This window comes from Azospirillum canadense (assembly GCF_025961225.1).
Classification (GTDB): domain Bacteria; phylum Pseudomonadota; class Alphaproteobacteria; order Azospirillales; family Azospirillaceae; genus Azospirillum; species Azospirillum canadense.
Genome location: NZ_JAOQNG010000010.1, coordinates 313,729 through 337,178 on the forward strand (window position 1 = coordinate 313,729; position 23,450 = coordinate 337,178).

The following is a 23,450-nucleotide window of genomic DNA, read 5'->3' on the forward strand; positions in this document are numbered from 1 at the left end:
ACGCGTCATGAGTCCGGACCGTTTGGAGGCCGACTACCTGATCGAGACCCCGCTCGACCCCGCCAAGGTGGCCGAGGTGATGGCGGGGGAGCAGTCCTGCGGCACCTTCACCCGCGTGCATGGGGAGACGGATGACCTCCGCGCCCGCGCCCGCGCGGTGGTGGAACGGATCGAGGAACTGCCCGCGACCGACACGCCCAGCCTGCCCAACAGCTGGCTGGAGCGGAAGAATCAGCCGGGCCCCTGGCGGCGGGCGAAGGTCACCATCTCCTTCCCGACCGCCAACATCGGCGCCAACCTGCCAACCCTGGCGGCCACCGTGGCCGGCAACCTGTACGACCTGGGCGAGGTCACCGGCCTGCGCCTGGAATCCGTCCGGGTGCCGGCGGCCTACCGCGCTGGATTCGACCTGCCGCGCCACGGCGTGGCGGGCACGCGGCGGCTGACCGGCGTGGCGGAGGGAGCTCTGGTCGGCTCCATCATCAAGCCGAACGTCGGGCTGTCGGCGGAGGAGACGGGGGAACTGGTCGGGCAGCTCTGCGCCGCCGGGCTGGACTTCATCAAGGACGACGAGATTTCCGCCGATCCCGTTCACGCGCCGCTGGCCGAGCGCATTCCAGCGGTGATGGCGCGGGTGCGCCGCCACCAGGACCGCACCGGCAAGCACGTCATGGTCGCCTTCAACATCACCGACGAGACCGACGCCATGCGTCGCCACGCCGATCTGGTGGAGAGGGAAGGCGGCAGCTGCGTGATGGTCAGCCTGAACTGGTGCGGCTTCTCCGCCGTCCAGACGCTGCGGCGGAGCACCGGGCTGGCGCTGCACGGGCACCGCAACGGCTTCGGCGCCTTCTCGCGCCACCCCATGCTGGGCATCGGCTTCGACGCCTATCAGGTTCTGTGGCGGCTGGCCGGCGTGGACCACATGCACGTGCACGGCCTTCAGGGCAAGTTCGCTCAGCCGGACGCGGAGGTGATCGACGGCGCGCGGGCCTGCCTGACGCCGCTGACGGACGGTGCCGACGATCGCGTGATGCCGGCCTTCTCCTCCGGCCAGTGGGCGGGCACGGTGCCGGTGACTTGGGACGCCGCGGGCACCGACGACCTGCTGTTCATGGCCGGCGGCGGCATCATGGCCCACCCGGACGGCCCGGCCGCGGGCGTCGCCTCCATCCGGCAGGCCTGGGCGGCCGTCCGTGCGGGCACCAGCCTGCCGGACGCGGCGCAAAGCCAGCCGGAGCTGAAGCGCGCCCTGGACTTCTTCGGGGCCAAGCCGTGACCTTGCGGTACGGCCCCCGGTTCGCTTGGTACGGCGACGATTTCACCGGCGCCACGGACACGCTGGCGACGCTGGCCAAGGCGGGGCAGCGCGCGCTGCTCCTCCTCGGCATTCCCGACGCGGCGCGGCTGGCGTCGCTCGGGGATCTCGACGCGCTGGGCATCGCCGGGGCCGCGCGCACCATGGACCCCGAGGCCATGCGGGCGGAGCTGGAGCCGGTCGGGCGCTTCTTCGCCGGGCTCGGCGTGCCGGTGATGCACTACAAGTGCTGCTCCACCTTCGACAGCGCGCCGCATGTGGGGAGCATCGGGGCGGCCGTGGCGGCTTTGCGTCCCTTTTTCCCCAACCGTTTCCTGCCCATCGTCGGCGGACAGCCGAACATCGGCCGCTACTGCCTGTTCAGCAATCTCTTCGCTGCGGCCGGCACGGGCGGGTCCGTGCACCGCATCGATCGCCACCCGACCATGAGCCGTCACCCCGTCACCCCCATGGCGGAGGCCGACCTGCGCCGGCACCTCGCCGCGCAGGGGCTGGAGGGGCTGGCGGCGCTGCACTGCCCGGATTACGACCTGGACCCTGCGGCGCTCGCCGCCCGTCTGGACGGGCTGGTGGAGGCCGGGGAGGGCGGCGTCCTGCTGGACGTCGGCAGCCCCGCGCACTTGGAGCCGGCCGGCCGCCTGATCCACAAGCGCTCTCTGCGCGCACCGCTGCTGGCTGTTGGGCCGAGCAGCGTGGCACAGGCGCTGGCGACGCAGTGGCCGGCGGGGTCTGTTTCGAACACCGGGCTAGCGCCGGCTTCCGGCCCGGTCTTCGTGATGGCGGGCAGCCTGTCGCCGGTCACGCGGCGCCAAGTCGAGGCCACGACTTCCTTCGAGCGAATCCCGGCCGACGCCGGCCGCCTGTGCGGCGACCCCGCCTATACGGCGGCCTTGCTGGAGCGGGTCGCCGGCCTCCTGCGGGCGGGTCGCCATGCGCTTGTCTGGACGGCGCCGTCCGACGGCACCGCGGACACCACGCAGGCCGCAGCCGTGGCCGACGCGACAGCCGCCTTCATCGTCGCGGTGGTGCGCGCGATGCCGCTGCGCCGCGTCGGCATCCTGGGCGGCGACACGTCGAGCAAGGCGGTGGCGGCGCTCGGCTGCTGGGGATTGTCCTATGTGACGACGCTCTCGCCCGGCGTGACGGTCAGCCGCAGCCACAGCGCGGACCCCGCCGCGGACGGGCTGGAGCTGATGTTGAAGGGCGGCCAGATGGGCAGCGAGGATCTGTTGGAGCGGCTGGTTCGGGGGTGAGGGTGGTGTGGGGGGAGTGGTTGTGTTGGAGCCCCCACCCCGACCCTCTCAACACCAACCCCATCACACCCGGTAATACTGCACCAGCCCCACCAACCCCTCCCCAAGGTCGCTGAGGTTGCCGGCGGCGCCCTCCAGCTGGCGGGTGCCGGCGGCGGTCTGGCTGCTCGCCTCGCGGATGTTGTGCATGGCGCGGGTGACCTGCTCCAGGCCGATCTGTTGCTGGTTGGTGCCGGCGACGATCTGCTGGAAGGCGAGCAGGCTTTCCTGCACGCTCTCGGCGAGGTCGCGGATGGTGGCCTGGGTGGCGTCGGTCTGCCGCTTGCCAGCCCCGACGCGCTTGACCGCCTCCTCGGTCAGCATGACCGAGGCGTTGATGCCGTGCTGGATCTCGCTGAGGTTGGAACGGACCTGCGCGGTGGCCTCCTTGGCCTGGTCGGCCAGGCTCTTGATCTCGCTGGCCACCACGGCGAAGGTGCGGCCGTGCTCGCCGGCCGCCGCCGCCTCGATGGCGGCGTTGAGCGCCAGGAGGTGCGAGCGTTCGGCGATGTCGTTGACGGTCAGGATGATCTCGCCGATCGCCTGGGTGCGCTCCGACAGCACGACGATGTTCTCGGCCACCGCCTCCGCCTGCTCGCGGATGGCGTCCATCGCCAGGTTGGTGTCCTCCACCGCCTTCAGCCCGTTGTCGCTGGTCGCCGCCGCGGCCTCGGCGTTCTCCGCCACGTCCTGAGCGCGGCGGTTGATCTGCGCGCCGGACTCGGTGATCTCGCTCAGCGTCGCCGTGGTTTCTTCCACTGCCGCCAGCTGCTGCGCCACGCTGGCCGCCTGCTGCTGCGTGGAGGCGCGGATCTGCGCCGTCGCCGCGTGCATGCTCTCCGCCGTCGCACGGGTGGAGGAGGCGACGGTCCGCAGCTTCGCGGCCATGTCGTTGAGATAGCGGCCGAGCGTCGCCAGCTCGTCGGAACCCTCCGTCGCGACCTGCTGCGTCAGGTCGCCGTCCCGCACCTGCCCGGTCAGCCGGACGGCCCGGCGCAGGCGGACGGTGATCGAGCGGCTGGTCAGGAAAGCGATGGCGATGGCGGCCAGGATGCCGACCGCGCCGGCGATCACAGCGGACTCCACCATATCCTGGCGGAGCTGCCGCACGCGGTCCTGGCCGGCTTGCGCCAACTGCTCGCTGATCTGGCTGCCGTCGGTGATGTTTGTGTCGATGACCGCGCGCATCGCGGTCAATTGCGGCTGCACGGCGCGCGCATCGTCGACATGACCCTGGAGAAGCTTGTCGAACATCGGGATGGCGTCCTTTTGGACGCTCTGGAACGCGTCGCGCAGGCGGCTGGAGCGGTCGATCATCTCCGTCCACAGCCGTTCCCGCGTGCTGGAGATGGGAGCGTCCGCGCTGGAGACGGCCAGCGTGTGGAGGCGGTCCACCAGCCCGTTTACCTTCTCGCTGTCGGCGATGTAGCCCTGCTGCAGCAGAATCACGTCCGGGAGCCGGTTCTCCGCCCTGGCGATCACCGCTTCGGCGACGGCGCTCTCCCGCTGGCTGCGCAGGTCCGACTGGAGGACGGCGATCTCCCTCAGCAAAGCCGCCGCTTCGATGTCGTGATGGGAAACCTCCTCGACGACGCCCAAGACGCGGTCCACCCGGTTCGCCTCGTAGAGCAGGGGCAGGACAACGAGGCAACACATGACACCAAAGCCGATGCTCAGCTTTTGCGCGATCTTCACGGCGGGTCCTCACTCAGCAGCTTCGGCAGTCTTACCACCGATCGGAACTGCCCACTATGGCCGGGGAAGGGCTTTCACCTTTGGTGGAGCATAGAACCTCTGTTCGGGGTGCTGCGCGCGAGGTCCGGGGCAAGACATGGCCTTGCGAGGCGCCCGGCGCGCGGCACCATCCGTTTTGCTTTCCAGGGTTAGCGGAACGCTCGCCGGCGTTCGATCTCCGCATCGAGGCGTTGGGCCAGGGTGGCGCTCACGCCCGTCATGGGCAGGCGGAGTTCGGGGCTGTCGATCAGCCCTTCGCGCCACAGCCAATGCTTCACCGGGGCCGGGTTCGGTTCCGCAAACAGCAGGCCGGTCAGGGTGACGATGGCGCGCCATTGGACAAGGGCCTCGGCCAGCCGGTCCTGCCGCAGCAGATCGCCCACCCGAGCGAAGGCCGCGGTCTCCACATGGGCCGACGCCAGGATGCCGCCATCCGCACCTTGGGCCAAGGCGGCGAAGTACGACGTATCCTCGCCGGTGAAGACCTGGAAGCCCGGGGGACGGCGGCACAGCAGGTCGAAACTTTGCCCGGCTTCGGCGCAGCAATCCTTCAGTCCGGTGATGCGGGGATGCTCCGCCAGCCTGAGCAGGGTGTCGTTGCTCATGTTCACGCCGGTGCGGTAGGGAATGTTGTAGATCCACAGGGGCTGGTCCGCCGCCTCGGCGATGGCCAGGAAATGGTGGTACAGCCCTTCCTGCGATGGGCGCACGTAATAGGGGCAGGCGATCAGGCAACCCGCCACCGGCAGGGTGGCGACGCGTCTCATGGCCTTGACCATCGTCCGGGTGTCGCTTCCGCTCAAGCCGATGAACAGGGTCGGGGCATGCCCGCACCCCGCCAGGGCTTCAGCCGATTCCACGGTCAGGCGGTGCAATTCGTCGTCGTCCAGCGCCAGGGCTTCGCCGGTCGTGGCGCCGAGGATCAGGCCATCCACCGGCAAATCGGCGTAATGACGGACCAAGCGGCGCAAGGAAGGAAAATCCACGGCGCCGTCGCGGAACGGCGTGATGAGTGGCAGCCAAATGCCGGAAGGGGTGGAAAGGGACGTCATCGGTTCGTGCTCCTGTAAGTGGGACAGGAGGCGAAGCCGAACGCACCACGACCCCGCCTGGCCTGACGGGGTTGGGAAGACTGGTTGCAGCCGGAGTCGGCGCGCGTGGTCCCACAATCCCCGTTACGGGGATTTTTTCGACGTCTGCGAAAGGGAAGACCGCGTGCGCATGGTCGTCACGCTAAGTGAGCTGTGGCGCACTGTCAATCGCGCACGTTGCACGGTTGCCGACAGACCTCAAAAAAAGGGCCACGCGCAGCGATGCGCGTGGCCTTAAGTCTAGGGAGGAAACGCCCTATGAGAGCGTGCTGCGCAGGGCAGCGGGGTCACCATAGCCGGGAGGATCCTGCGCGTCCACGGTTTCGTGTAATCGTTTACAGGACCCTGTTATGCGACCGCCTTGCCCGCAACCGCCGCAACCACGGCCGGACGTTTCAGGACGCGCAGGGCGATGGCGGTGGTCACCGTGCCGATGGCGATGGCGATGATGTAGCCGGCGAGGTGGGTGACGGCATTGGGGATCGGCAGCACGAAGACGCCGCCGTGCGGCACCTTCAGCTCCGCCCCGATCCCCATGGAGATGGCGCCGGTCAGGGCGGCGCCCAGCACCAGGGCCGGGATGACGCGCAGCGGGTCGCGGGCGGCGAAGGGGATGGCGCCCTCCGTGATGAAGGCGATGCCCAGCACGGCGGCGGCGTTGCCGGCCTCCCGCTCCTCGGCGGTGAAGCGGTCGGCGAACAGCTTGGTGGCGAGCGCGAGGCCCAACGGCGGCACCATGCCCGCGGCCATGGCGGCGGCCATGGGGGTGTAGACCTGGCTGGCGATCAGGCCGGTGGAGAAAGCGTAGGCCGCCTTGTTGACCGGGCCGCCCATGTCGAAAGCCATCATCGCGCCGATCAGCAGGCCGAGCAGGATCGCGCTGCTGCCCTGCATCCCCTTCAACCAGGCGCTCATCACGGCCAGCGCCTCCGCCACCGGGGTGCCCACCACGTAGATCATGGCGAGGCCGGTGATCAGGGAGCCCAGCAGCGGCAGGATCAGTACCGGCTTCAGCCCCTCCAGGTTGCGGTGCAGCCGGATGTGTCGGTTCAGCCAGGCGGTGCCGTAGCCGGCGATGAAGCCCGCGGCGATGCCGCCCAGGAAACCGGCGCCAAGGTTGGCGGCCAGGAGGCCCCCGACCATGCCCGGCGTGATGCCCGGCCGGTCGGCGATGGAAAAGGCGATGTAGCCGGCCAGCGCCGGCACCATCAGGGCGAAGGCGCCCTTGGCACCGATCTGGAACAGCGCGTGCCCTAGCGTGCCCTGCTGGCTGTCCTCGACCACGTAGATGCCACTGAGCGCGAAGGCGATGGCGATCAGCAGGCCGCCGGTCACCACGAAGGGCAGCATGAAGGACACGCCGGTCATCAGGTGCTTGTAGGGCCCGCTGCGCTGGGTCGCGCGCTCCGCCTTGCCGGCGGTGACCGCGTCGGTCAGGTGGGGCGAGGCTGCGTCCGCCGCGGCGCCGTAGGGGCTGGCCTCCGCCAGGGCGCGCTCGATCAGGGCGCGGCCGTCGTTGATGGCGGGCTTGGTCCCGCTGCGGAACAGGCGCTTTCCGGCGAAGCGGCTGAGGTCCACCTGCGTGTCAGCGGCGATCAGGACGAGGTCGGCGTCGCGGATCTCGTCGTCGGTCAGCGTGTCGCGGGCGCCGACCGACCCTTGCGTTTCCACCCGCACCCGGTGGCCCAGCGCCGCCGCCGCCTGCTGGATGCCCTCCGCCGCCATGAAGGTGTGGGCGATGCCCGTGGGGCAGGAGGTGATGGCGACGATCCGGCGCGTTCCGGTCGCGGCCGGTGCGGAGGCTGCCGCCGTCGTGGTGGCGGTGGAGAGCGCCTGCTCCAGCACCGCCCGCGCGTTGCCCAGCACGGCGTCGAGCGCCGCGGCCGTGCGCTTCAGGCCAGCGAAGCGTTCCTCCCCCAGGTCCCCGGAGCCGACCAGGATGACTCCCTGCGCGCGCTCCGCCGCGTTGGCGGGCAGTCCGTTGCGGATGCCGAGGCTGGTCCGCACCTCCACCTCGATGCTGTGGCCGAGCGAGATCGCGGCCTTGCGCAAGGCTTCGGCGGCCAGGACGGCCTGGGTGCTGAGGTCGCCCGCGGCGACCACGGCCAGCATATTTGCCATGTTTTCCTCCCGGGCGGACACGCGCCCTTTCTTGATTAAAGCGTGGTCACCTGGACCTGCGTGGCCAACGACCGGACCGCGTCGGCGCCGGGCAGGTTCGGCCCGAAGCAGCCGAGCTTGGCGGTCGCGAAGGCCACCGCCCGGCGGGCGACGCCCTCCGTTGAAAGACCGTCGCGGAAGGCGGCGATCAGGCCCGCCACCATGGCGTCGCCAGCGCCGACGGTGCTGAGTGCGGTCACCGCCGGCAGCCGGGCATGCAGGGCCGGCCCGTCCGCCACGAACAGGGCGCCGTCGGCCCCCAGCGACACCACCACCATGCCGACCCCGCGGCCGTGCAGGTCGCGCGCCGCGGCCAGGAGGTCGGCATGTGTCGGAAGCGGCGTGCCGGCCCAGGCCTCCAGCTCGTGCCGGTTCGGCTTGATGCAGTAGGGCAGGGGACCGGCCCCCTCCGCCAGCGCCGACGCCAGCGGGGCACCGCTGCTGTCGAGGACGACGCGGGCTCCCTGCGCGTGCAGGTCGGCGGCCAGCGCCGCGTAGCTGTCGTCCGGCAGCCCGTCCGGCAGGCTTCCGGCCAGCAGAACCAAGGAGCCCGGCGCGACCAGGCGCTGGAGCGTTTCGCTGACCTGATCCATCGCGTCAGCGGTGGCGGTCAGGCCCGGCAGGTTGATGTCGGTCGTGTCGCCGCTGCCGAGGTCGGCGATCTTGATGTTGACGCGGGTTTCGCCGGGCAGCCGTACGAACAGGTCGGCGATGCCCTTGGCGGCGAACAGCGCCTCGAACGGTGCGGCGTTGTCGGCGCCGAGCAGGCCGGTAACGGCCACCGGCGTTCCCCAATCAGCAAGGCAGGAGGCGACGTTGACGCCTTTGCCCCCGGCGTTGCGGCGCACCGCCGTGGCCCGGTGGACCGTGCCGGGGCGCAGCGCCTGGACCGTGATGGTCTGGTCGATGGCCGGGTTCAGCGTCACGGTGATGACGGGCGCGTTGCCAGCGGGCGCGGTCATGCCTCGCCTCCTTCCAGCGTGCCGTCCAGGGCGCGCACGGCGTCGGCGGTCTCGCAATCCAGCGCGCGCCGCGCCGCATCGCGCAGGGCGGACAGGTCGCTGGCGCGCAGCCGGTCCTTCACCCCCGGGATATCGCGCGGGGTCATGGACAGCTCCCGCACGCCCAGCCCGGTCAGCAGCGCCGCGCCGAACGGGTCGCCGGCGATGCCGCCGCACACGCCGACCCAGCGCCCGTGCCGCTCCGCCCCCTCCACGGTCAGGCGGATCAGGCGCAGCACGGCCGGGTGCAGGCTGTCGGCCTCCGCGGCCAGTTCCGGATGCTGGCGGTCGATGGCCAGGGCGTATTGCGTCAGGTCGTTGGTGCCGATGGAGAAGAAGTCCACATGGCGGGCCAGCACGTCGGCCTGGATGGCGGCGGCCGGCACCTCCACCATGATGCCAAGCGGCACCGGCGGGGCGTCCAACTCCGCGCGGATGCGGTCACAGGCGGCGCGCAAGGTCTGCACCTCCGGCAAGGCCGTGATCATCGGGAACATGATGGATAGCGCATGGCCTGACGTGTCCCGCACCTTGGCGGCGCGGTAGAGGGCACGCAGCTGGGTGTCCAGCAGGTCCGGCCGGCGTAGCAGCAGGCGGGCGCCGCGCACGCCGAGGAACGGGTTCTCCTCATGCGGCAGCTGCAGGTGCGGCACCTGCTTGTCGCCGCCGATGTCCAGCGCGCGGACGATCAAGGGGCGGCCGTCCAGCGCCTCCAGCATGGTGCGGTAGGTCTCGAACTGCTCGTCCTCGCCGGGGGCCTCGGCGCGTTCCAGGAACAGGAACTCCGTGCGCATCAGGCCGACGCTCTCGGCACCCTGCGACAGGGCCATGGCGACCTGATCGGGGCGGTTGACGTTGGCCCCGATCTCCACCTCGTGCCCGTCGCGGGTGCGGGCGGGGAGGCCGCGCCGGGCCTCCTCCTCCGCCTTGCGCGCCTGTTCCCGGTCGATCCAGGCGCGGGCCGACGCCACGTCCTCGTCCGACGGCGTCAGGTGCAACCGGCCTGCCTGCCCGTCGAGCACGGCGGGAGTGCCGTTCGCCAGCCCCAGCAGGGCGCCGCCGCCCGCCACCATGGCCGGCAGACCGAGCGTGCGCGCCAGGATGGCGGTGTGGGAGGTCGGGCCGCCCTGCGCGGTGGCGAGGCCGATCACCCGGCCCATGTCCAGCGCCGCGGTGTCCGATGGCGACAGGTCATCGGCGACGAGGATGCAGGGCGTGTCGGGCAGGTCGCGCATCGAGCCGATCCGCAGCGCCGGGTCGATGCGCGCCAGCACGCGCTGGCCCACGTCGCGCAGGTCGGCGGCGCGTGCAGCGAGCACCGGATTGTCGAGCGCCGATAGGCCATTGGCCGTCCGCTCCACCGCCTGATGCCACGACCATGCCACCCCGTGCCCCTCCACCATCAGCTGGCAGGCGACGGTGACGAGGTCGGTGTCGTTCAGAAGCTCGGCCTGGGCGGTAAAGATCCCCGCTTCCGAGGGCCCCAGCCGGCGGGCGGTGTCGTCAGCCAGCGCCTTCAGATGCTGGCGGGTCAGGGTCAGCGCCTCGTGCAGCCGGTTGCCGCCCTCGATCAAGGAAACCGGCTGATCCGGCACGGTCAGCTCGGCCGACTGGAGAACATGGATCGGGCCGATGGCAAGGCCGGGGCTGGCCGGGATGCCGGCGACGGCGGGCAGGGCGCCCGGCGGCGTCCAGCCGCGCGTGGGTGTGCGAGCTTTCTGCGCCGCCGCGGCGGCGTCCGCCTGCTCCCGCGCGGTGAGGCGCGTGATGGTCGCCCTCACGCGGGCCAGCGCCGCGACGGCGTCCTCCCCCTCGGCCGACACGACCACGGAATCGCCGGCCCGCAGGCCAAGCTGCAGGAGCGCCACGAGCGCCTTGGCGTCGGCCACTTGGTCGCCGTGGCGAATCTGCACGCGGGCGGTGGACTGGCGGGCGGCCTCCACCCAAGCGGTCGCGGGGCGGGCGTGCAGGCCGGTGGGGTAGTCGACCACCCACTCGAACCGTTCCGCCAGATCACGGCCGGGGGCGGATGGGGGCGCGCTCGGCTGGTCCTCGTTCAGGGCGGCGAGCAGTGCGGAGGGATCGGTGGCCGTGAACAGGCCGGTCAGGCGCGCCTCGTCCTGCATCAGGCGGGTCAGGCGCCGCAGCACCGCCAGATGCGAATCCGACTGCGCGGCGATGGCGACCACGAGTTGGGCGGTCTGGCCGGGGTTCCACTCCACCCCCTGGGGCACCTGCAGGATGGCGATGCCGTTGCGGCGGACGAGGTTGCGGTCCTCCACCATGCCGTGGGGAATGGCGACGCCGTGGCCGAGGAAGGTGTTCGCAACCGCCTCCCGCCGCAGCATGCTGTCGGCGTAGGCCGGATCGATGCAGCCAGCGGCGATGAGCAGCTGGGCGGCTTCCCCGATGGCGTCCCCTTTGCTGGCGGGCCGGGCGTTCAGCCGGACGAGGTCGGGGGGCAGGGTCGCGGTCAGCGTTTCGGGTGCCATGGCGGGTCCGTCTCCTCCAACTGATTTTTTGTAGGCCGTTGCAGCGCTGTTATTGAAAACGATTACAGTGACGTTGTCAACGCGCCGAATACCAGATGCGCCTTGCGCATTCGGATGAAATGGGCGAATCTGAGGCATCGGCATTGGTAACGTTTACAGAGACGACCGCAGGATGACTGTCAGCATCAAGGACGTGGCGCAAAAGGCCGGGGTTTCCGTCGCCACCGTGTCGCGGGTGTTGGGCAGCGGCCCGGTCAGCGACGCGCTGCGCGCGCGGGTGGAGGAGGCGGTTGCCGCCACCGGCTACCGCCCGAATCTGTCCGCGCGGCGGTTGCGGTCACAGCACAGCCAGACCATCGGGCTGATCGTGTCGGACATCCGCAACCCCTTCTTCACCGCGGTCAGCCGCGCGGTGGAGGACGCGGCGTTCCAGGCCGGCATGCGGGTGATCCTGTGCAACACCGACGAGAACCCGGACCGCGAGGCGATGTACCTGCGCCTGATGCAGGAAGAGCGGGTCACCGGCCTGATCTTCGCGCCGACGCGTGCCACGCTGGCGCGGCTCGACCGCGCCGGGCTGGATTTCCCGGTGGTGCTGATCGACCGCAGCGGGCCGTCCGGCCTATATGATTCCGTGGTGCTGGACAACCAGCAGGCCGCCGCGGCGCTGGTCGGCCACCTGCACGCCCAGGGCTACCGGCGCATCGCCGGGCTGTTCGGCAACACCAGCACCACCGCGGTGGAGCGGCACGGCGGCTATCACGCGGCGATGGTCGCGCACGGACTGACGCCCGACGCCCGCTTCGTTCCGCCCTACGCCGACGCTGCGGAGGCGGAGGTGGCGGGCTGGCTCGCCGACATACAAAATCCAGGTGCGGTGCGGCCCGAGGCGGTGATGGTCAGCAACAGTCTGCTGCTGATGGGGGTGGTGAAGGCCGTGCGGAAGCATGGCTTGTCGATCCCCGGTGATCTGGCCCTGGCCGGGTTCGACAACGAAGCGTGGACGGAGCTGGTGGGGCCGGGGCTGACGGTCATCGAGCAGCCCGTCCACGAGATCGGCGCCGCCGCCATGAACCTGCTGTTCGAGCGGTTGGAGGCCCCGGACCGCCCCACCCGCAAGGTGGTGCTGAGCGGAACCTGCGTCGTCCGGGGCTCGACGGCGCCGTTGGAAACGTTTCGGGTTTGAAGAACGACGGCCCGGCCGCCGGCGGAGTGCCGGCGATCGGGCCGCGCGGGCTGTCGGGCGCTTACGCGGAATCCTTCAGCAGCCGCGGCCAGCTCCACACCGCGAGGTGGCCGGGCCGCAGGGCGCGAAACAGCCCGATGGCCGGCTTCTCCGCCACCCGGTGGAAGGCAAGGCCGACCGCGACCGGAACGACCACCAGCGCGGCGAACAAGGCCCAGTCCGGAACCATGCCGCCGACCGCGGTGCGGAAGGTGGCGTTCAAGATGAGCGACTGCACCACCGCGTGCACCAGATAGATGCCGTAGGAAGCCGCTCCCCCCAGCACCAGCCAGGAGGGCACCCGAAGGCGGCCCGACCGCTCCAACTCCGCCATGCCCAGGATGATCAGCACCGAACTGACGCCGTACAAGCACCGCTGAACGTCCCACCGGACGTCAACCGACAGTTCCAGCACCCAACTGGCGACCACGACCGCCAGCCCGAGCGCAAGGACCAGGCCTGCCCGCGGAACCGTTACGCGCCGCAGCAGCCACGCGCAGCCGATGCCGAGGATGAACAGGACGTTGTAGAGGCTGAGCAGGAAGCTGCCCGGAAACGGCAGGTTCCAGACGTATTGATTGATCAGGATCAGCGCGATCCAGACCCCCATCATGATGGGCAGCAGGCGGCGGCTGAGGATGCACAGCGCGAAGATCGCGTAGAACAGAACCTCGTGCGTCAACGTCCAGGCCACACCCAGCACCGGCTGGGACGTCTGCGGCACCAGGAAGGCCGACATGGCGATGTAGCTCCAGTCGCGCTTGTCCGCGCTGCCCATGCCGGTCAGCAGGTACATCGGGACGAGAACCGCCAGCACAATCCAGTACGGAACGAAGATGCGCGAAATGCGCCGCCACAGGTAACCGCCCAGGCGCTCGGGATGACCGAGATCGTCCGCGTGGGCGTGCATGATGATGAAGCCGCTCAGCACGAAGAAGAACTCGACCCCCATATGCCCGGGGAAGAAAAAGCTGCGCAGCGGCTGGTACCCGAGAAATCGCGCTTCCTGCGGAATGAGCGTCGCGTGATGCAAAACGACCAGGATCGCGGCCACGAAACGGCCAAACTCTAATGACCTTATTTTGTGAGGCGTATTGTTGATGTCCACAATCAAAGCCCTCGCGGTGTGTCGCGTCGAGCCTGGAACATACGCATACTAAGAAATTTTAATGCGGGTGCATTATTGTAGGTTAAGCGTATCGATGGGGGTAGGGCTGATGGTCTTGCTTCATGCCTTCTGGACGGAGGAATGAACAAGACCATGTGCGTCGGCCGGCGTCGTGACGGACCACCATCGGTTCCCATGTGGTATCACTCTCCACCGTAGGGCTTCGCGTCAGAATAGGACGCGGGAGAAGCAAACGAAGGGTGTTGATGTAAGTATACGATCATCCAGATGCTGTTGTGTGGCAATGAGAAACACTGGGCGGATGCTTCTCTCTATAGACATTTCATGATTGCGTTAACACCATCCAACGATCGGCGCTCAATGGTGAGAACCGGTGGGATGGGGGCGAGTACTGTGCGAGGCAGTGGTTTTGTCATGATCGTGCTGGGCATTCTCGGGCTCTTTGCCGGCCTGGGAATGGACACCAGCGTCTCCGGCGGAGTCGGCTCAACCGGGCGCATCGTGAACATCGGGTTGCTCGGCCAGCAGACGTCCGTCCTCACCGTCTCGGGATTCCTGTTCATGACAGGTTGCATGCTGATCGGCTTCGCCACGGTGCGCGATGCAGTAGAAGCCCTTGGGGCGGTGATAGGCGCCCAGGCTCCGCGCCCGATCGAACAGGCGCTCTATCACACTCCGCAATCATCCAGTGAGGCCTCAGATAATTTTATTCCAGGCATGAGAACGTGCCCGAAATGCTATGCGGTAGCGAAGGAAGAGGCGACTTCATGCTGGCGGTGCCGTCACGCGTTCGAGGGCATGCATCACGAGGTTGCGCAGTGAACCAGCTATTTGGATACAAGGATGGTGGCGGGAGTCGGTGCCGGGGTGCGAATTTTCGCTCCGACGTGCTCGAAAGTCTTTATTTACCACGCGTGGGCGACAATCGTCCGAATGAACCGTGTGGCTGATCATGGCAATTGATACTTCTTTCCTTAACGTTGGCATTTACAACATCCCGCAAGCAGCTCGTCTGATCGGGGTGACCGACGCCCGCTTGCGCTCTTGGATGACAGGTTCGTTCGTCAAAACGAAGAGTGGTCCGAAGCGTCAGCCGGCATTGTGGAGTCCGCACTTGCCTGAGATGGATGGCAAGCAGGCATTGACATTCCTCGATCTTATGGAAATTAGGTTGGTCAAACGCTTGCTTGATCAAGAGAAGTCGATGCGATTGACACACATTAGAGAAGCTTTAACGAATTATCGCGCGGATAATGGTGGTGATTATCCTTTGCTTAATAAGCAGCTTTTCACAGATGGGCAATTTCTTTACCGAAAGGCCGTGAATAAAGGGGGAAAGCCGCTACTCGATCTAAATCGATGGCAATATGTATTCGAAGCCGTAGTTGCTCCTACGCTTGACTCCGTCGATATGGGCGACGATGCGCTCCCTTCCCGTTGGTGGCCAAAAGGTCGCGGTGTTCCGGTCGTTTTGGACCCGAGCCATGCGTTTGGTGCTCCAATATTAGCCAAACGTCGAGTGCCAACCGCTGCCCTTGCCCGCGCTATGGAGGCGCAAGGCTCTGTGGAGTCCGTAGCGCGGTGGTATGAACTAGACATCGAAGATGTTCGGGCTGCGATTGAGTTCGAAGCCGACCTTGCTGCTCGGAGATTAGCCGCGTGAAGCTTTTGCTGACGGAAGAGTTTCCGCCAGCCTTCGCTGGCGGAATAAACAAGATTGCGCAACTCGATCAATGTAATCACTGCATTGGTCACATTGACGAGGTATACCCACAGCCGCCGCATACTGGATCATCATGGTTTCATCCAGCTCTTAGAGATGGCTGGATGTTGCTGACGATGATATCGGATATCAAAAGCCATCCGCAAAATCTGGCTCTTTGGAAGTCAACGGGGCTTGTTGTGTTCTTCCCGACTCCGAGTTTTGCCCGCTTGACGTTTCCAAGCATGGCCGCATCTATTCTTGGGCAACTGTCTAAATTGGCGGACGTCTACAGCCAGAGGAATGACGGCGGAACATATCGGCTTGATCCCACTCACATTCGCATGCTTTGAGCTTGTCCAACATCACGCTGTGGCCACTCGCGGTTTTGTGGCGATGCGACGAAAGTGATCGGGATGGCATCTGAAGGCTCCTCAGAGCCAAAATCGGGCTCGCCCATGTGCACCTGATGTACACTGGAAATTTTCGTACAAAATCGGAAACTCAGGATTTTGAGGAGTTCGGTTACCTTGCGTGCACAAGCCGGTGCATACAGAATGGGACCGCAATCAAACCCGAGACTACAACCACGTCAGCGGGTTAGGTTGGCTGGGGCGCCAGGAGCCCAAGCCAAAACGCCGGTAACGCACTATAATCGTTGATTTTGCTGGAGCAATTTGGCTACATGTACCGCAATCGTGTACCATTACTATGTACCATCGAGGGCGTTCGTGGCGGATCTTCGTTACCTGAAACAGCGTCGGCAAGCGTGGTATTTCCGTATCGCAGTGCCCGCCGAGTTGCGGGTTCAGCTTGGTAAGGCAGACATAGTTGAGAGCCTTCAAACACGCGATCTGTCGGTTGCCCAAACGCGCCGCTGGGAACGGGTTGCGCATTGGACCCGTACCTTCGAGGAGATGCGAGGAAATGCCGAAAGCGTGCCTTGGAAGGCCTACCGAGAGACATTGGACCAAGCGCGAGCGGGGGCCTTCGGCGATGCCGTACGAGATGTACACGGCGACGAGGTATCGTCCAGCGGCGTAGACTTTGCCCTTGAGGCGATAGAAGCCGAATGGCTCAAAGCTAACCCTGACGTGGATGCTCCTTTGCCTGCTGCAATTCAGGCGAAGATTGATGCGCTCAACGATTATGCGAAAGAGGCAGCCGGGAAAACGCTTAAGGTCAAGCCGGAATACGGCATGCCTTTTAGCGAGTGTTGTAAAAAATACTTGGAAGAGGTAAAGGCGGAGCTAACAAACCAGACATACGGACAATATCAAGCTGTCTTCCGGCTCTTTAGCGATTTTATCAAAGATAAGCCAATGCGGCTCATTGGTCCCAAGGACGCGATAAATTTCTTGGACATGGTTTCGACGTTCAACCCTAACTGGGGAAGGAGCCCAAAGACGAAGAGTCGGTCGTTTCAGGAGCTTCGAGAACTTTACAGCGGCTCTGAGGAAGGGTTGGCTGTAAGGACGCTTAACAGGTACGTAACTTCGCTTAGCTGTGCATGGAAATGGGCTAAAAAACGCCAGGAGTCTAACGGAGAAAATCCTTTCGATGGACTATTTCGCGCGGTCAACGCAAAAAACTCTGAGACGTACGTGCCTTATGAAATCGACGAGTTAAATCAACTATTCAGTCCGCTACCGAAAAATACCGCTCTATGGGAAATCCCGCTTGTCGCTCTCTATACCGGCATGCGGCTGAACGAGATATGTTCCCTTGCTTGGGAGAATGTACGACAACAAGACGGGGTTTGGTATTTCGATATTGTCGCTGCCAAATCGGAAGCTGGTGTTCGGCCTGTGCCAATCCACAGTAAGCTTATCTGGCTACTGGAAAGGCGTGCCAATGATCCCAAGCAACTACTCTGGCCCCAGTTGAAGCCTGGGGGGCCAGATAAGAAACTATCTTGGTATCTGTCCGGCGATTTTAGCGAGTACAGGCGAAAGCGCGGCGTCATTGGAGCAGGGAAAGCCTTCCATTCGTTTCGTAAGAACGCTACCCGTTGTTTGGAGCGGTCCAGAGTGCCTCAAAACGAGGCCGCCGAAATCATTGGGCACGAAAAGGCGGGGATTACGTATCGTGTTTACAATCCTGATGGCATGACCATGCAACAACGCCGCGATACGGTCGAAAAGATTGTTTACCAGGGCTTTGAAATACCGAGGTCGGGAGGCCAGGGCTGAAGACCGAATAACAACGAACAACGCAACCTTTAACCCTTTTTTTGAAGTGGCTCTTTAGCGAACCGGGGCAGGGTGCGGGAGTCTCAACGTCTCTGGGACTCCTGCACCCTCCCTTTCTCGATCAGGCCCCGCTTCTGCTTCGATGATCCGGTAAACACTAGCCCGCCCGATGCCGAGCCGCTTGGCAATCTCCGAAGCTCCTACGCCCTGGGCCTTCAAGGCCATTACCTCGTCCGCCTTCGCTTGGGCGGTAGGCTTGCGTCCCTTGTACTTCCCTTCAGCCTTGGCTTTCGCAATGCCTTCGCGTTGACGTTCGAGCATAATTTCCCGTTCGAACTCGGCCACGCCCGCAAGCATGGTCAACATCAGCTTGCCGGTAGGGGTAGCGGTATCGATGCCCATGTTGAGGATACGCAGGGAGGCGCCCTTGGCCTTCAGAGCGTCGAGTATCGTTATTAGATGCGCTACAGAGCGGGCCAAGCGGTCCAGCTTTGTGACTACCAGCGCATCGCCTTCCCGGACGAAATCGAGGGTCAGGGCTAGCTGTTCGCGGTTCGCCACGTCCACAGAGGAAACTTGTTCCTGAAACAGCTTCTCGCAACCTGCGGCCCGAAGGTCGCGGGCCTGGGCCTCTATGCTCGCCTTCTGGTCGAGGGTTGAGGTACGAGCGTATCCGATCAACATGCCGAGTCGTCCCAAGCGTCTCAATGAACCCTAAGACGTTATCGCCCAAACGTCTCAAAACTGTCAACCCCATTTCAATGAGACGGCTTGGGCTTGGCTTTGGGACGACTCACAGGGGCAAGGTTTATTGAGACGGCGGAGGTCGGGTTTTGTCTGCCAGCGCCCGCCGCATTTCCTCGGCGCGACGCCGGGCGCGTTTAGCGGCATCTTGGGACTCTTGGGCCTGTAAGCGGGCCTCGGCTGCGGCACTCCTCCTTGCAGCGGCCCTTTCCTTTGCCGCCTTCAGGGCTTCCTGGGCCTGAAGGAAGCGGTCCCGCAGCAAGGTCCAGGCATCTGTGGGGGGCATCGTCATGGCTACAGTAACAGCCGCTATGACGGGTTCATTTCACACGAAGCGACATTGCGCGGGACCGGCCGCGTACACGTTTCGGAGCGACGACAGCCCAAACCCTCGCCCGCATAGATCGTGCCCCGAGGCGTGGTGTCTGAGGGGGCCTCTGTGCTCTTCGGCGGGTTGAGGCCGCCGGTCTACTCCGCTGCGATGGACAGCGGATCAGGGGTGTGAGGGTGGCACAGCTCGGCCAGGCTTTCCATGGTCATGTAGCGCCGGGCCACCGCCCATTCATCATGCTGCTCCAGCAGCAAGGCGCCGACGAGGCGCACAACCGCCCCTTCGCCAGGGAAGATGCCGACGACGTTGGTGCGCCGCTTGATCTCGCCATTCAGCCGCTCCAGAGGATTCGTGCTGTGCAATTTGGTGCGCAGGTCCTTGGGGTACTTCATGTAGGCCAGCACGTCGAACTCCGCCTCGTCCATCAGCGCCGCCAGCTTGGAAAAGCGCGGCCGCAGGCTGTCGGCCACCCGGCGCCACTGCTCATGCGCCGCCTCAGCGGTCTCCTGGGCAAAGGCGGTGCGAATGGTGGCCGCGACCATCGTCTGGTGCGCCTTGCCGACGCAGGCGAGGAGATTCCTCATGCAATGAACACGACAGCGTTGAAGTGTGGCGCCCAGCACCTTGGAAGCGGCGGCCTTCAGCCCGAGATGCGCATCGGCGATCACCAGCTTTACGCCGCGTAGGCCCCGGCGGGTGAGGGTGCGCAGGAAATCGGTCCAGAAGGTCTCGGCTTCCGACAGCCCGAGGCCGAGCCCCAGCACCTCGCGCCGGCCATCGCTGTTGACGCCGATGGCCAGTATGGCGGCGAGCGAGACGATGCGGCCGTCCTGGCGCACTTTCACGTAGGTCGCATCCAGCCACACAAAGGGCCAGTCGCCTTCCAGCGGCCGGTTCAGGAACGCCTGCACGCGCTCGTCGATGTCCTGGCACAGGCGGCTGACCTGGCTCTTGGAGATGCCGGTCATGCCCATCGCCTTGACCAGATCATCGACGTTGCGCGTCGAGATGCCCTGCACGTAGGCCTCCTGAATCACCGCGATTAGCGCCTTCTCCGCGGTGCGGCGCGGCTCCAGGAAGGCCGGGAAGTAGGAGCCGCGCCGCAGCTTGGGGATGCGCAGGTCGATGGCCCCGGCGCGCGTCTCCCAGGTCCGCTCCCGGTAGCCGTTGCGCTTGGTCTGGCGGTCCTCGCTGCGTTCGCCATACCCGGCGCCGCACAGGCTCTCCACCTCCAGCTCCATCAGGCGCTGGGCGGCGAAGCCGACCATCTCGCGCAGAAAGTCGGCATCGGCGCTCTTCCCAATCAGCTCCTGAAGAGCGATCCTGTCCTCGGTCATCGTGGTCTCCGTCTTGGTTGATGGTCGTTAAGCAACCTCAACTTAGCCGAAGAACACGGTGACCGCCGCTCCCGAACGGCCGGCCCGCCTGCGCCAGCTATGGGGGAGCGCTCCGGCGGGCCAGCCTCACGCCTCAGACACCACGCGGTGGGACGCGATCCCCGCATAAGTAGGCTGTAGGATTATAGTACAGTCACGATTGGTAGAACGAGCATAAAAATGTGAATTCAATACCACCACCCCGAGGAGAGGCTTGCCAACCAAGCCCCCTTAGGACGCTGCCCGGCGAACAGGCAGCTTCTGCTTGCTTTGGGAAATGGGCTGGCCTGTTTGATCAACAACAATTTCGGACTGCAATAATGGGTTATGTTCCTACAGTTTCTAAGCTTCGCAATGAACCCCTCTGGCGCAATAGGAAGGGGATTACTGTTAGTGAAATGGCGGGACGCTGGGGTATTGCTAACGCTACTCTGAGGGCCTTGCTGGACCACCACGGATTTCTGGAGACCGTATCTTACGGCGGTACGCAGCGGAGGGCCTTAGTTCCGGACAATGTTTTTTATGCAGAATACGGACACAATGTTCTGCCGGGCATAGGTAAGGCTTCGATTGGCGATAGCAACACCACGACCGTGTTCCCCGTCTTCTATGAAGAATTTCTGGAAAATATCCGTTGGTGCCTTGATTACGATGGAATCACCAATGCGGTAAATATGATTGAAAGAAAGAAGGATCGCCTAAAATACCTTATTGGCAACCATGGGTACCTTCCGAATACGGAAATAGCGTCGTTGTCAGGATATACGGTTAATGGAGTGTCTGTAGCTAGGGCGCGAATGAGCGGAGAATGTGAAATGTCTATGGCGGCTTGATGTGTCCTTATAACTTACGAACCAAATTTCTGTAAACGTAGGTTGGTGCGTCACTGTGAGGGGCCGGAACAATACCAACAACATTGGCCCTTTACCGACATTTTTGAATTGGTTTGCTCGAAAGGGCCGGGCGGCTTTGGTTCCATCAGGGAAGTTTGGGACTCCGAGGGCCTATTGGTCCGCGCCGAACAGGAGGTTCCGTATGGAAGAGGGGGTTCCGCTTAGAGTGCCGATCAAAACCTCTTTTGGACCGAGCAAAATCAATAGCTTGGGACCACAGAGGTGAGGTTTTGATCCGCGCTCTTACGGTCTTGAACTATCCCCGGGTTGCAATTTATAGCATTCTCCTTTGGTAGCGGCATCAAACCGCAGATCTATCATCCCGCTTGGCCGCGCACCAAAGGCGGTTGACCAAACACCCGTTACAGGTCAACCTTGGATAGGTACTGGCTTGGGGGATTTTATGGCGAAAAAGACCATTTTCGCGGTTGGCCTGGATTTGCCCGATGTCGAGGGGCTTGAGTGCATTGGCATTACCGACTATCGATCTCTTCTCGACGCGGACATCGTAGCGTTCCGGGCTGATATGGCGCATTTCTCAGCGCCCGAAGAATATAATGGAAAGCCGCTAATCAGCAGCAAAGATTCGGCGAATGTTGTTGAAAGTAAAAACCATTGGAGAAAACAGCTGTCAGCGGCGTACGAGCATGGGAAGACAGTAGTTATTTTCATGACTGAGAAAAACGAGAGATATTACTATACTGGCAGAATGGAGTGGTCGGGGACTGGAAAAAACAGCAGAGGTACAAACATTGTCGATCAAATTGACTCGACTGCATTTATACCTTTGAAGTTTGATGAGTTGACGTTTGCAAGCGGATCTTCTATGATATTGTCGTCTGCTGCTGAACCTGTGTCTATTTATTGGAAGGAGTTCGAGGCTTATTCTTCATACGAATGCTACTTTAAGCATTCGAAGGTAAAGCCGATGGTGCTTACTAAATCTGCGAATGCTGTTGTCGGTGCGATGCTGCGCGGCGCTGGCACGGTATACATGATGCCAGATATCAATTGGGACGTGGATGAGCTTAGCGACTATAACGAGAAGGACGAAGATTGGTATTGGAACGAAGATGGAAAACGACTTGCTTATAAGTTTCGTGACGCTTTGTTGGATATAGATAGGAAGTCGAGGAAAGACGCGGAAACTACTCCCGAGCCCGCCTGGGCTCAGGAAATATCGTACCGGCTCGCCCAAGAAAGCGACATAGAGAGTTCTATTGCAAAAATAACTGTCGAAATAGATGACCTTGCTACCAAAAGGCAGGTGCTGAGAGATGAACTCGTTGAAGTAGGTAACCTTCGACATTTGCTGTATGAGAAGGGTAAGGGCCTGGAAGTGGCCATACGCCGTGCCCTTGCCGCCATGGGTTTCGATGCGCAATCCTTCAAGGATGAAGACAGTGAATTTGATGCAGTCTTCGCCAGCAAGGAGGGCCGTTTTATCGGTGAGGTTGAGGGTAAGGACAACAAGCAAATCAATATCGATAAGCATTCTCAGCTTCAAAGAAATATTTCAGAGGACTTTGCAAAAGAAGGGATTGAGGACATGGCTGTCGGGGTTCTATTTGGTAATGCTTACCGCCTCATGCCAGTCTCTGAACGTGGGGATTTCTTTACCGAAAAAGTGCACAAGGCATCTGCGCAAATTAAAACCGCACTGGTGAGAACGCCTGATCTGTTCCCTATAGCGAAGTACCTGTTGGAAAATGAAGATGAAGAGTTCGCCGAAGCGTGCCGCAAGTCGATACTGGAAGGCGTCGGTGGTGTAGTTAAATTCCCGCCTGTGCCGCAGCAGGAGGTAAAGGTCGGTGAAGCAGATGCAAGCGAATAGGTTGAGGTCTCCACTATCAAGTGCAATCTGAAGACCCAATCTAGTCTTTAAAGTACCGTCCATAACTCATCCGGGACCATGACGAATAAGCAGCTTTATCGTGCCAAGGAAATTTTTGGCCCGCAAGTTTACATTGCCTGATCTGATGAGTGCCGAAGCCGTATTGCTTGGATAGCACTTGCTAAGTCTCTTATCAGTGAAGGGCCGAAACAACAACATCGGCCCTTTACCAGCACTTTTGAAATCGCCTGTTCGGAAGGGCGGCGAGCGGGCACTCTGCCCTGGCATGGTCCTTGACAGCCCGCTAGCGACCCGAGTCGGATGGATGTTCCCGTATGTAGCTGGCCCAAAATGGTAAATCTCGGCAAGATTCCTGGGCTACAAATGGTCAGATCCTCCCGACTTTGCTCGTTATAACGGAGACTCGTCAGCTAAAGTTCAGTTTATTCGTTATTCCGCCTCTGTGCTGGTTCCCAACGCTGGGCAGCCTTATGCTGTACTGAAGGTTGGGTCGGCCGGGCCACGGGATTGCAGCGTTTCAGGTCGGCAAATGGCCGATTTCCCAGGCCCCGCTTAGGCACTTGGTTTAACATCCGTTCAGCGCGGGCCATTAGGAGACCGCTGGATTCGGTCTAGGGGTAGGGCTGCTACCCATGTAGCCGACGACCCCAGAGGCCATTCAGCGAGTCTGTTACGGGCGAGGGCGGCCAGAGCCTTGCCGAGCCAATTCCAACAGGGCGACGTGCTACAGCGGCATGTACCATCGCCGTGTACCATTGGTTGCCGAGAATTCGCGGTAACTTATTGATATGATTGGAAAATAGGAAGGTGGCTGGGGCGCCAGGATTCGAACCTGGGAATGGCGGTACCAAAAACCGCTGCCTTACCGCTTGGCGACGCCCCAACCGATCGGCGCCTGAGCGCCGGAAGGGGCCG

17 protein-coding genes and 1 tRNA gene are annotated in these 23,450 nt (G+C 63.7%); 9 read left to right on the plus strand and 9 right to left on the minus strand.

The annotated features are described in order from the left end of the window. Positions 1-7: 7 nt before the first annotated feature. Complete coding sequence (locus M2351_RS37245) at positions 8-1,279, plus strand: ribulose-bisphosphate carboxylase large subunit family protein (RefSeq protein ID WP_264661019.1); 1,272 nt, start codon at positions 8-10, stop codon at positions 1,277-1,279. Beyond that, on the plus strand, positions 1,276-2,571 hold the full coding sequence (locus M2351_RS37250; RefSeq protein ID WP_264661020.1) for a four-carbon acid sugar kinase family protein: 1,296 nt from the start codon (positions 1,276-1,278) through the stop codon (positions 2,569-2,571). Before M2351_RS37245 ends, M2351_RS37250 begins: the two co-directional genes overlap by 4 nt. A 63-nt stretch (positions 2,572-2,634) precedes the next feature. On the opposite strand, the gene M2351_RS37255 is transcribed toward M2351_RS37250, so the two are convergent. The 5 genes from M2351_RS37255 to ptsP all read right to left on the minus strand — a co-directional run bounded on the left by M2351_RS37255 (position 2,635) and on the right by ptsP (position 11,088). Then, positions 2,635-4,305, minus strand: a complete 1,671-nt coding sequence (locus M2351_RS37255; RefSeq protein ID WP_264661021.1) for a methyl-accepting chemotaxis protein — start codon at positions 4,303-4,305, stop codon at positions 2,635-2,637. A gap of 188 nt (positions 4,306-4,493) precedes the next feature. Then, positions 4,494-5,396 (minus strand): 4-hydroxy-tetrahydrodipicolinate synthase family protein, encoded by a 903-nt coding sequence (locus tag M2351_RS37260; protein ID WP_264661022.1) that lies wholly within the window; start codon positions 5,394-5,396, stop codon positions 4,494-4,496. Between the two features lie 387 nt (positions 5,397-5,783). Beyond that, positions 5,784-7,556, minus strand: coding sequence for a fructose-specific PTS transporter subunit EIIC (locus M2351_RS37265; RefSeq protein ID WP_264661023.1), 1,773 nt, complete (start codon positions 7,554-7,556; stop codon positions 5,784-5,786). 35 nt (positions 7,557-7,591) lie between these two features. Next, positions 7,592-8,557 (minus strand): 1-phosphofructokinase, encoded by a 966-nt coding sequence (gene pfkB / locus M2351_RS37270; protein ID WP_264661024.1) that lies wholly within the window; start codon positions 8,555-8,557, stop codon positions 7,592-7,594. After that, positions 8,554-11,088, minus strand: coding sequence for a phosphoenolpyruvate--protein phosphotransferase (gene ptsP, locus M2351_RS37275; protein ID WP_264661025.1), 2,535 nt, complete (start codon positions 11,086-11,088; stop codon positions 8,554-8,556). Before ptsP ends, pfkB begins: the two co-directional genes overlap by 4 nt. A 172-nt stretch (positions 11,089-11,260) precedes the next feature. Between ptsP and M2351_RS37280 the strand changes: the two genes are divergently transcribed. After that, positions 11,261-12,274, plus strand: a complete 1,014-nt coding sequence (locus tag M2351_RS37280) for a LacI family DNA-binding transcriptional regulator (RefSeq protein WP_264661026.1) — start codon at positions 11,261-11,263, stop codon at positions 12,272-12,274. A 61-nt stretch (positions 12,275-12,335) separates the two neighbouring features. Here the strand turns inward: M2351_RS37280 and M2351_RS37285 are convergent, their stop codons facing one another. Then, positions 12,336-13,421: an acyltransferase family protein gene (locus M2351_RS37285; RefSeq protein WP_319801966.1), complete on the minus strand. Its 1,086-nt coding sequence runs from the start codon at positions 13,419-13,421 to the stop codon at positions 12,336-12,338. A gap of 435 nt (positions 13,422-13,856) precedes the next feature. Here M2351_RS37285 and M2351_RS37290 point away from each other — a divergent pair, with 435 nt between their 5' ends. The 4 genes from M2351_RS37290 (at position 13,857) to M2351_RS37305 (ending at position 17,336) form a co-directional block, all read left to right on the plus strand. Then, positions 13,857-14,264 carry a hypothetical protein gene (locus M2351_RS37290; protein WP_264661028.1) on the plus strand — a complete coding sequence of 136 codons (408 nt, stop codon included), beginning with the start codon at positions 13,857-13,859 and terminating at the stop codon, positions 14,262-14,264. Positions 14,265-14,382: 118 nt separating this feature from the next. Further along, the gene (locus M2351_RS37295; RefSeq protein ID WP_264661029.1) at positions 14,383-15,105 is read left to right on the plus strand and encodes a DUF433 domain-containing protein; all 723 of its coding nucleotides are present in this window, start codon (positions 14,383-14,385) and stop codon (positions 15,103-15,105) included. Further along, positions 15,102-15,497 (plus strand): PIN-like domain-containing protein, encoded by a 396-nt coding sequence (locus M2351_RS37300; protein WP_264661030.1) that lies wholly within the window; start codon positions 15,102-15,104, stop codon positions 15,495-15,497. Before M2351_RS37295 ends, M2351_RS37300 begins: the two co-directional genes overlap by 4 nt. Positions 15,498-15,875: 378 nt before the next feature. After that, positions 15,876-17,336, plus strand: a complete 1,461-nt coding sequence (locus M2351_RS37305) for a site-specific integrase (RefSeq protein ID WP_264661031.1) — start codon at positions 15,876-15,878, stop codon at positions 17,334-17,336. 54 nt (positions 17,337-17,390) lie between these two features. On the opposite strand, the gene M2351_RS37310 is transcribed toward M2351_RS37305, so the two are convergent. Continuing rightward, entirely contained in the window at positions 17,391-18,020 is a 630-nt protein-coding gene (locus tag M2351_RS37310; RefSeq protein ID WP_264661032.1) for a recombinase family protein, read from the minus strand. 528 nt (positions 18,021-18,548) lie between these two features. Further along, positions 18,549-19,748 (minus strand): IS256 family transposase, encoded by a 1,200-nt coding sequence (locus M2351_RS37315; RefSeq protein ID WP_264654291.1) that lies wholly within the window; start codon positions 19,746-19,748, stop codon positions 18,549-18,551. 359 nt (positions 19,749-20,107) lie between these two features. Between M2351_RS37315 and M2351_RS37320 the strand changes: the two genes are divergently transcribed. After that, the gene (locus M2351_RS37320; RefSeq protein ID WP_264661033.1) at positions 20,108-20,620 is read left to right on the plus strand and encodes a hypothetical protein; all 513 of its coding nucleotides are present in this window, start codon (positions 20,108-20,110) and stop codon (positions 20,618-20,620) included. A 463-nt stretch (positions 20,621-21,083) separates the two neighbouring features. Then, positions 21,084-22,514, plus strand: a complete 1,431-nt coding sequence (locus tag M2351_RS37325) for a hypothetical protein (RefSeq protein WP_264661034.1) — start codon at positions 21,084-21,086, stop codon at positions 22,512-22,514. Positions 22,515-23,343: 829 nt separating this feature from the next. On the opposite strand, the gene M2351_RS37330 is transcribed toward M2351_RS37325, so the two are convergent. Then, a tRNA-Gln gene (locus M2351_RS37330) sits at positions 23,344-23,418 on the minus strand. Positions 23,419-23,450 lie beyond the last annotated feature (32 nt).

Coding starts and splice junctions, on each gene's coding strand:
- M2351_RS37245 (WP_264661019.1), top strand. CDS start 8: ATGAGTCCGGACCGTTTGGAGGCCGACTACCTGATCGAGACCCCGCTC.
- M2351_RS37260 (WP_264661022.1), bottom strand. CDS start 5,396: ATGACGTCCCTTTCCACCCCTTCCGGCATTTGGCTGCCACTCATCACG.
- M2351_RS37265 (WP_264661023.1), bottom strand. CDS start 7,556: ATGGCAAATATGCTGGCCGTGGTCGCCGCGGGCGACCTCAGCACCCAG.
- pfkB (WP_264661024.1), bottom strand. CDS start 8,557: ATGACCGCGCCCGCTGGCAACGCGCCCGTCATCACCGTGACGCTGAAC.
- ptsP (WP_264661025.1), bottom strand. CDS start 11,088: ATGGCACCCGAAACGCTGACCGCGACCCTGCCCCCCGACCTCGTCCGG.
- M2351_RS37280 (WP_264661026.1), top strand. CDS start 11,261: ATGACTGTCAGCATCAAGGACGTGGCGCAAAAGGCCGGGGTTTCCGTC.
- M2351_RS37290 (WP_264661028.1), top strand. CDS start 13,857: ATGATCGTGCTGGGCATTCTCGGGCTCTTTGCCGGCCTGGGAATGGAC.
- M2351_RS37310 (WP_264661032.1), bottom strand. CDS start 18,020: ATGTTGATCGGATACGCTCGTACCTCAACCCTCGACCAGAAGGCGAGC.
- M2351_RS37315 (WP_264654291.1), bottom strand. CDS start 19,748: ATGACCGAGGACAGGATCGCTCTTCAGGAGCTGATTGGGAAGAGCGCC.
- M2351_RS37320 (WP_264661033.1), top strand. CDS start 20,108: ATGGGTTATGTTCCTACAGTTTCTAAGCTTCGCAATGAACCCCTCTGG.
- M2351_RS37325 (WP_264661034.1), top strand. CDS start 21,084: ATGGCGAAAAAGACCATTTTCGCGGTTGGCCTGGATTTGCCCGATGTC.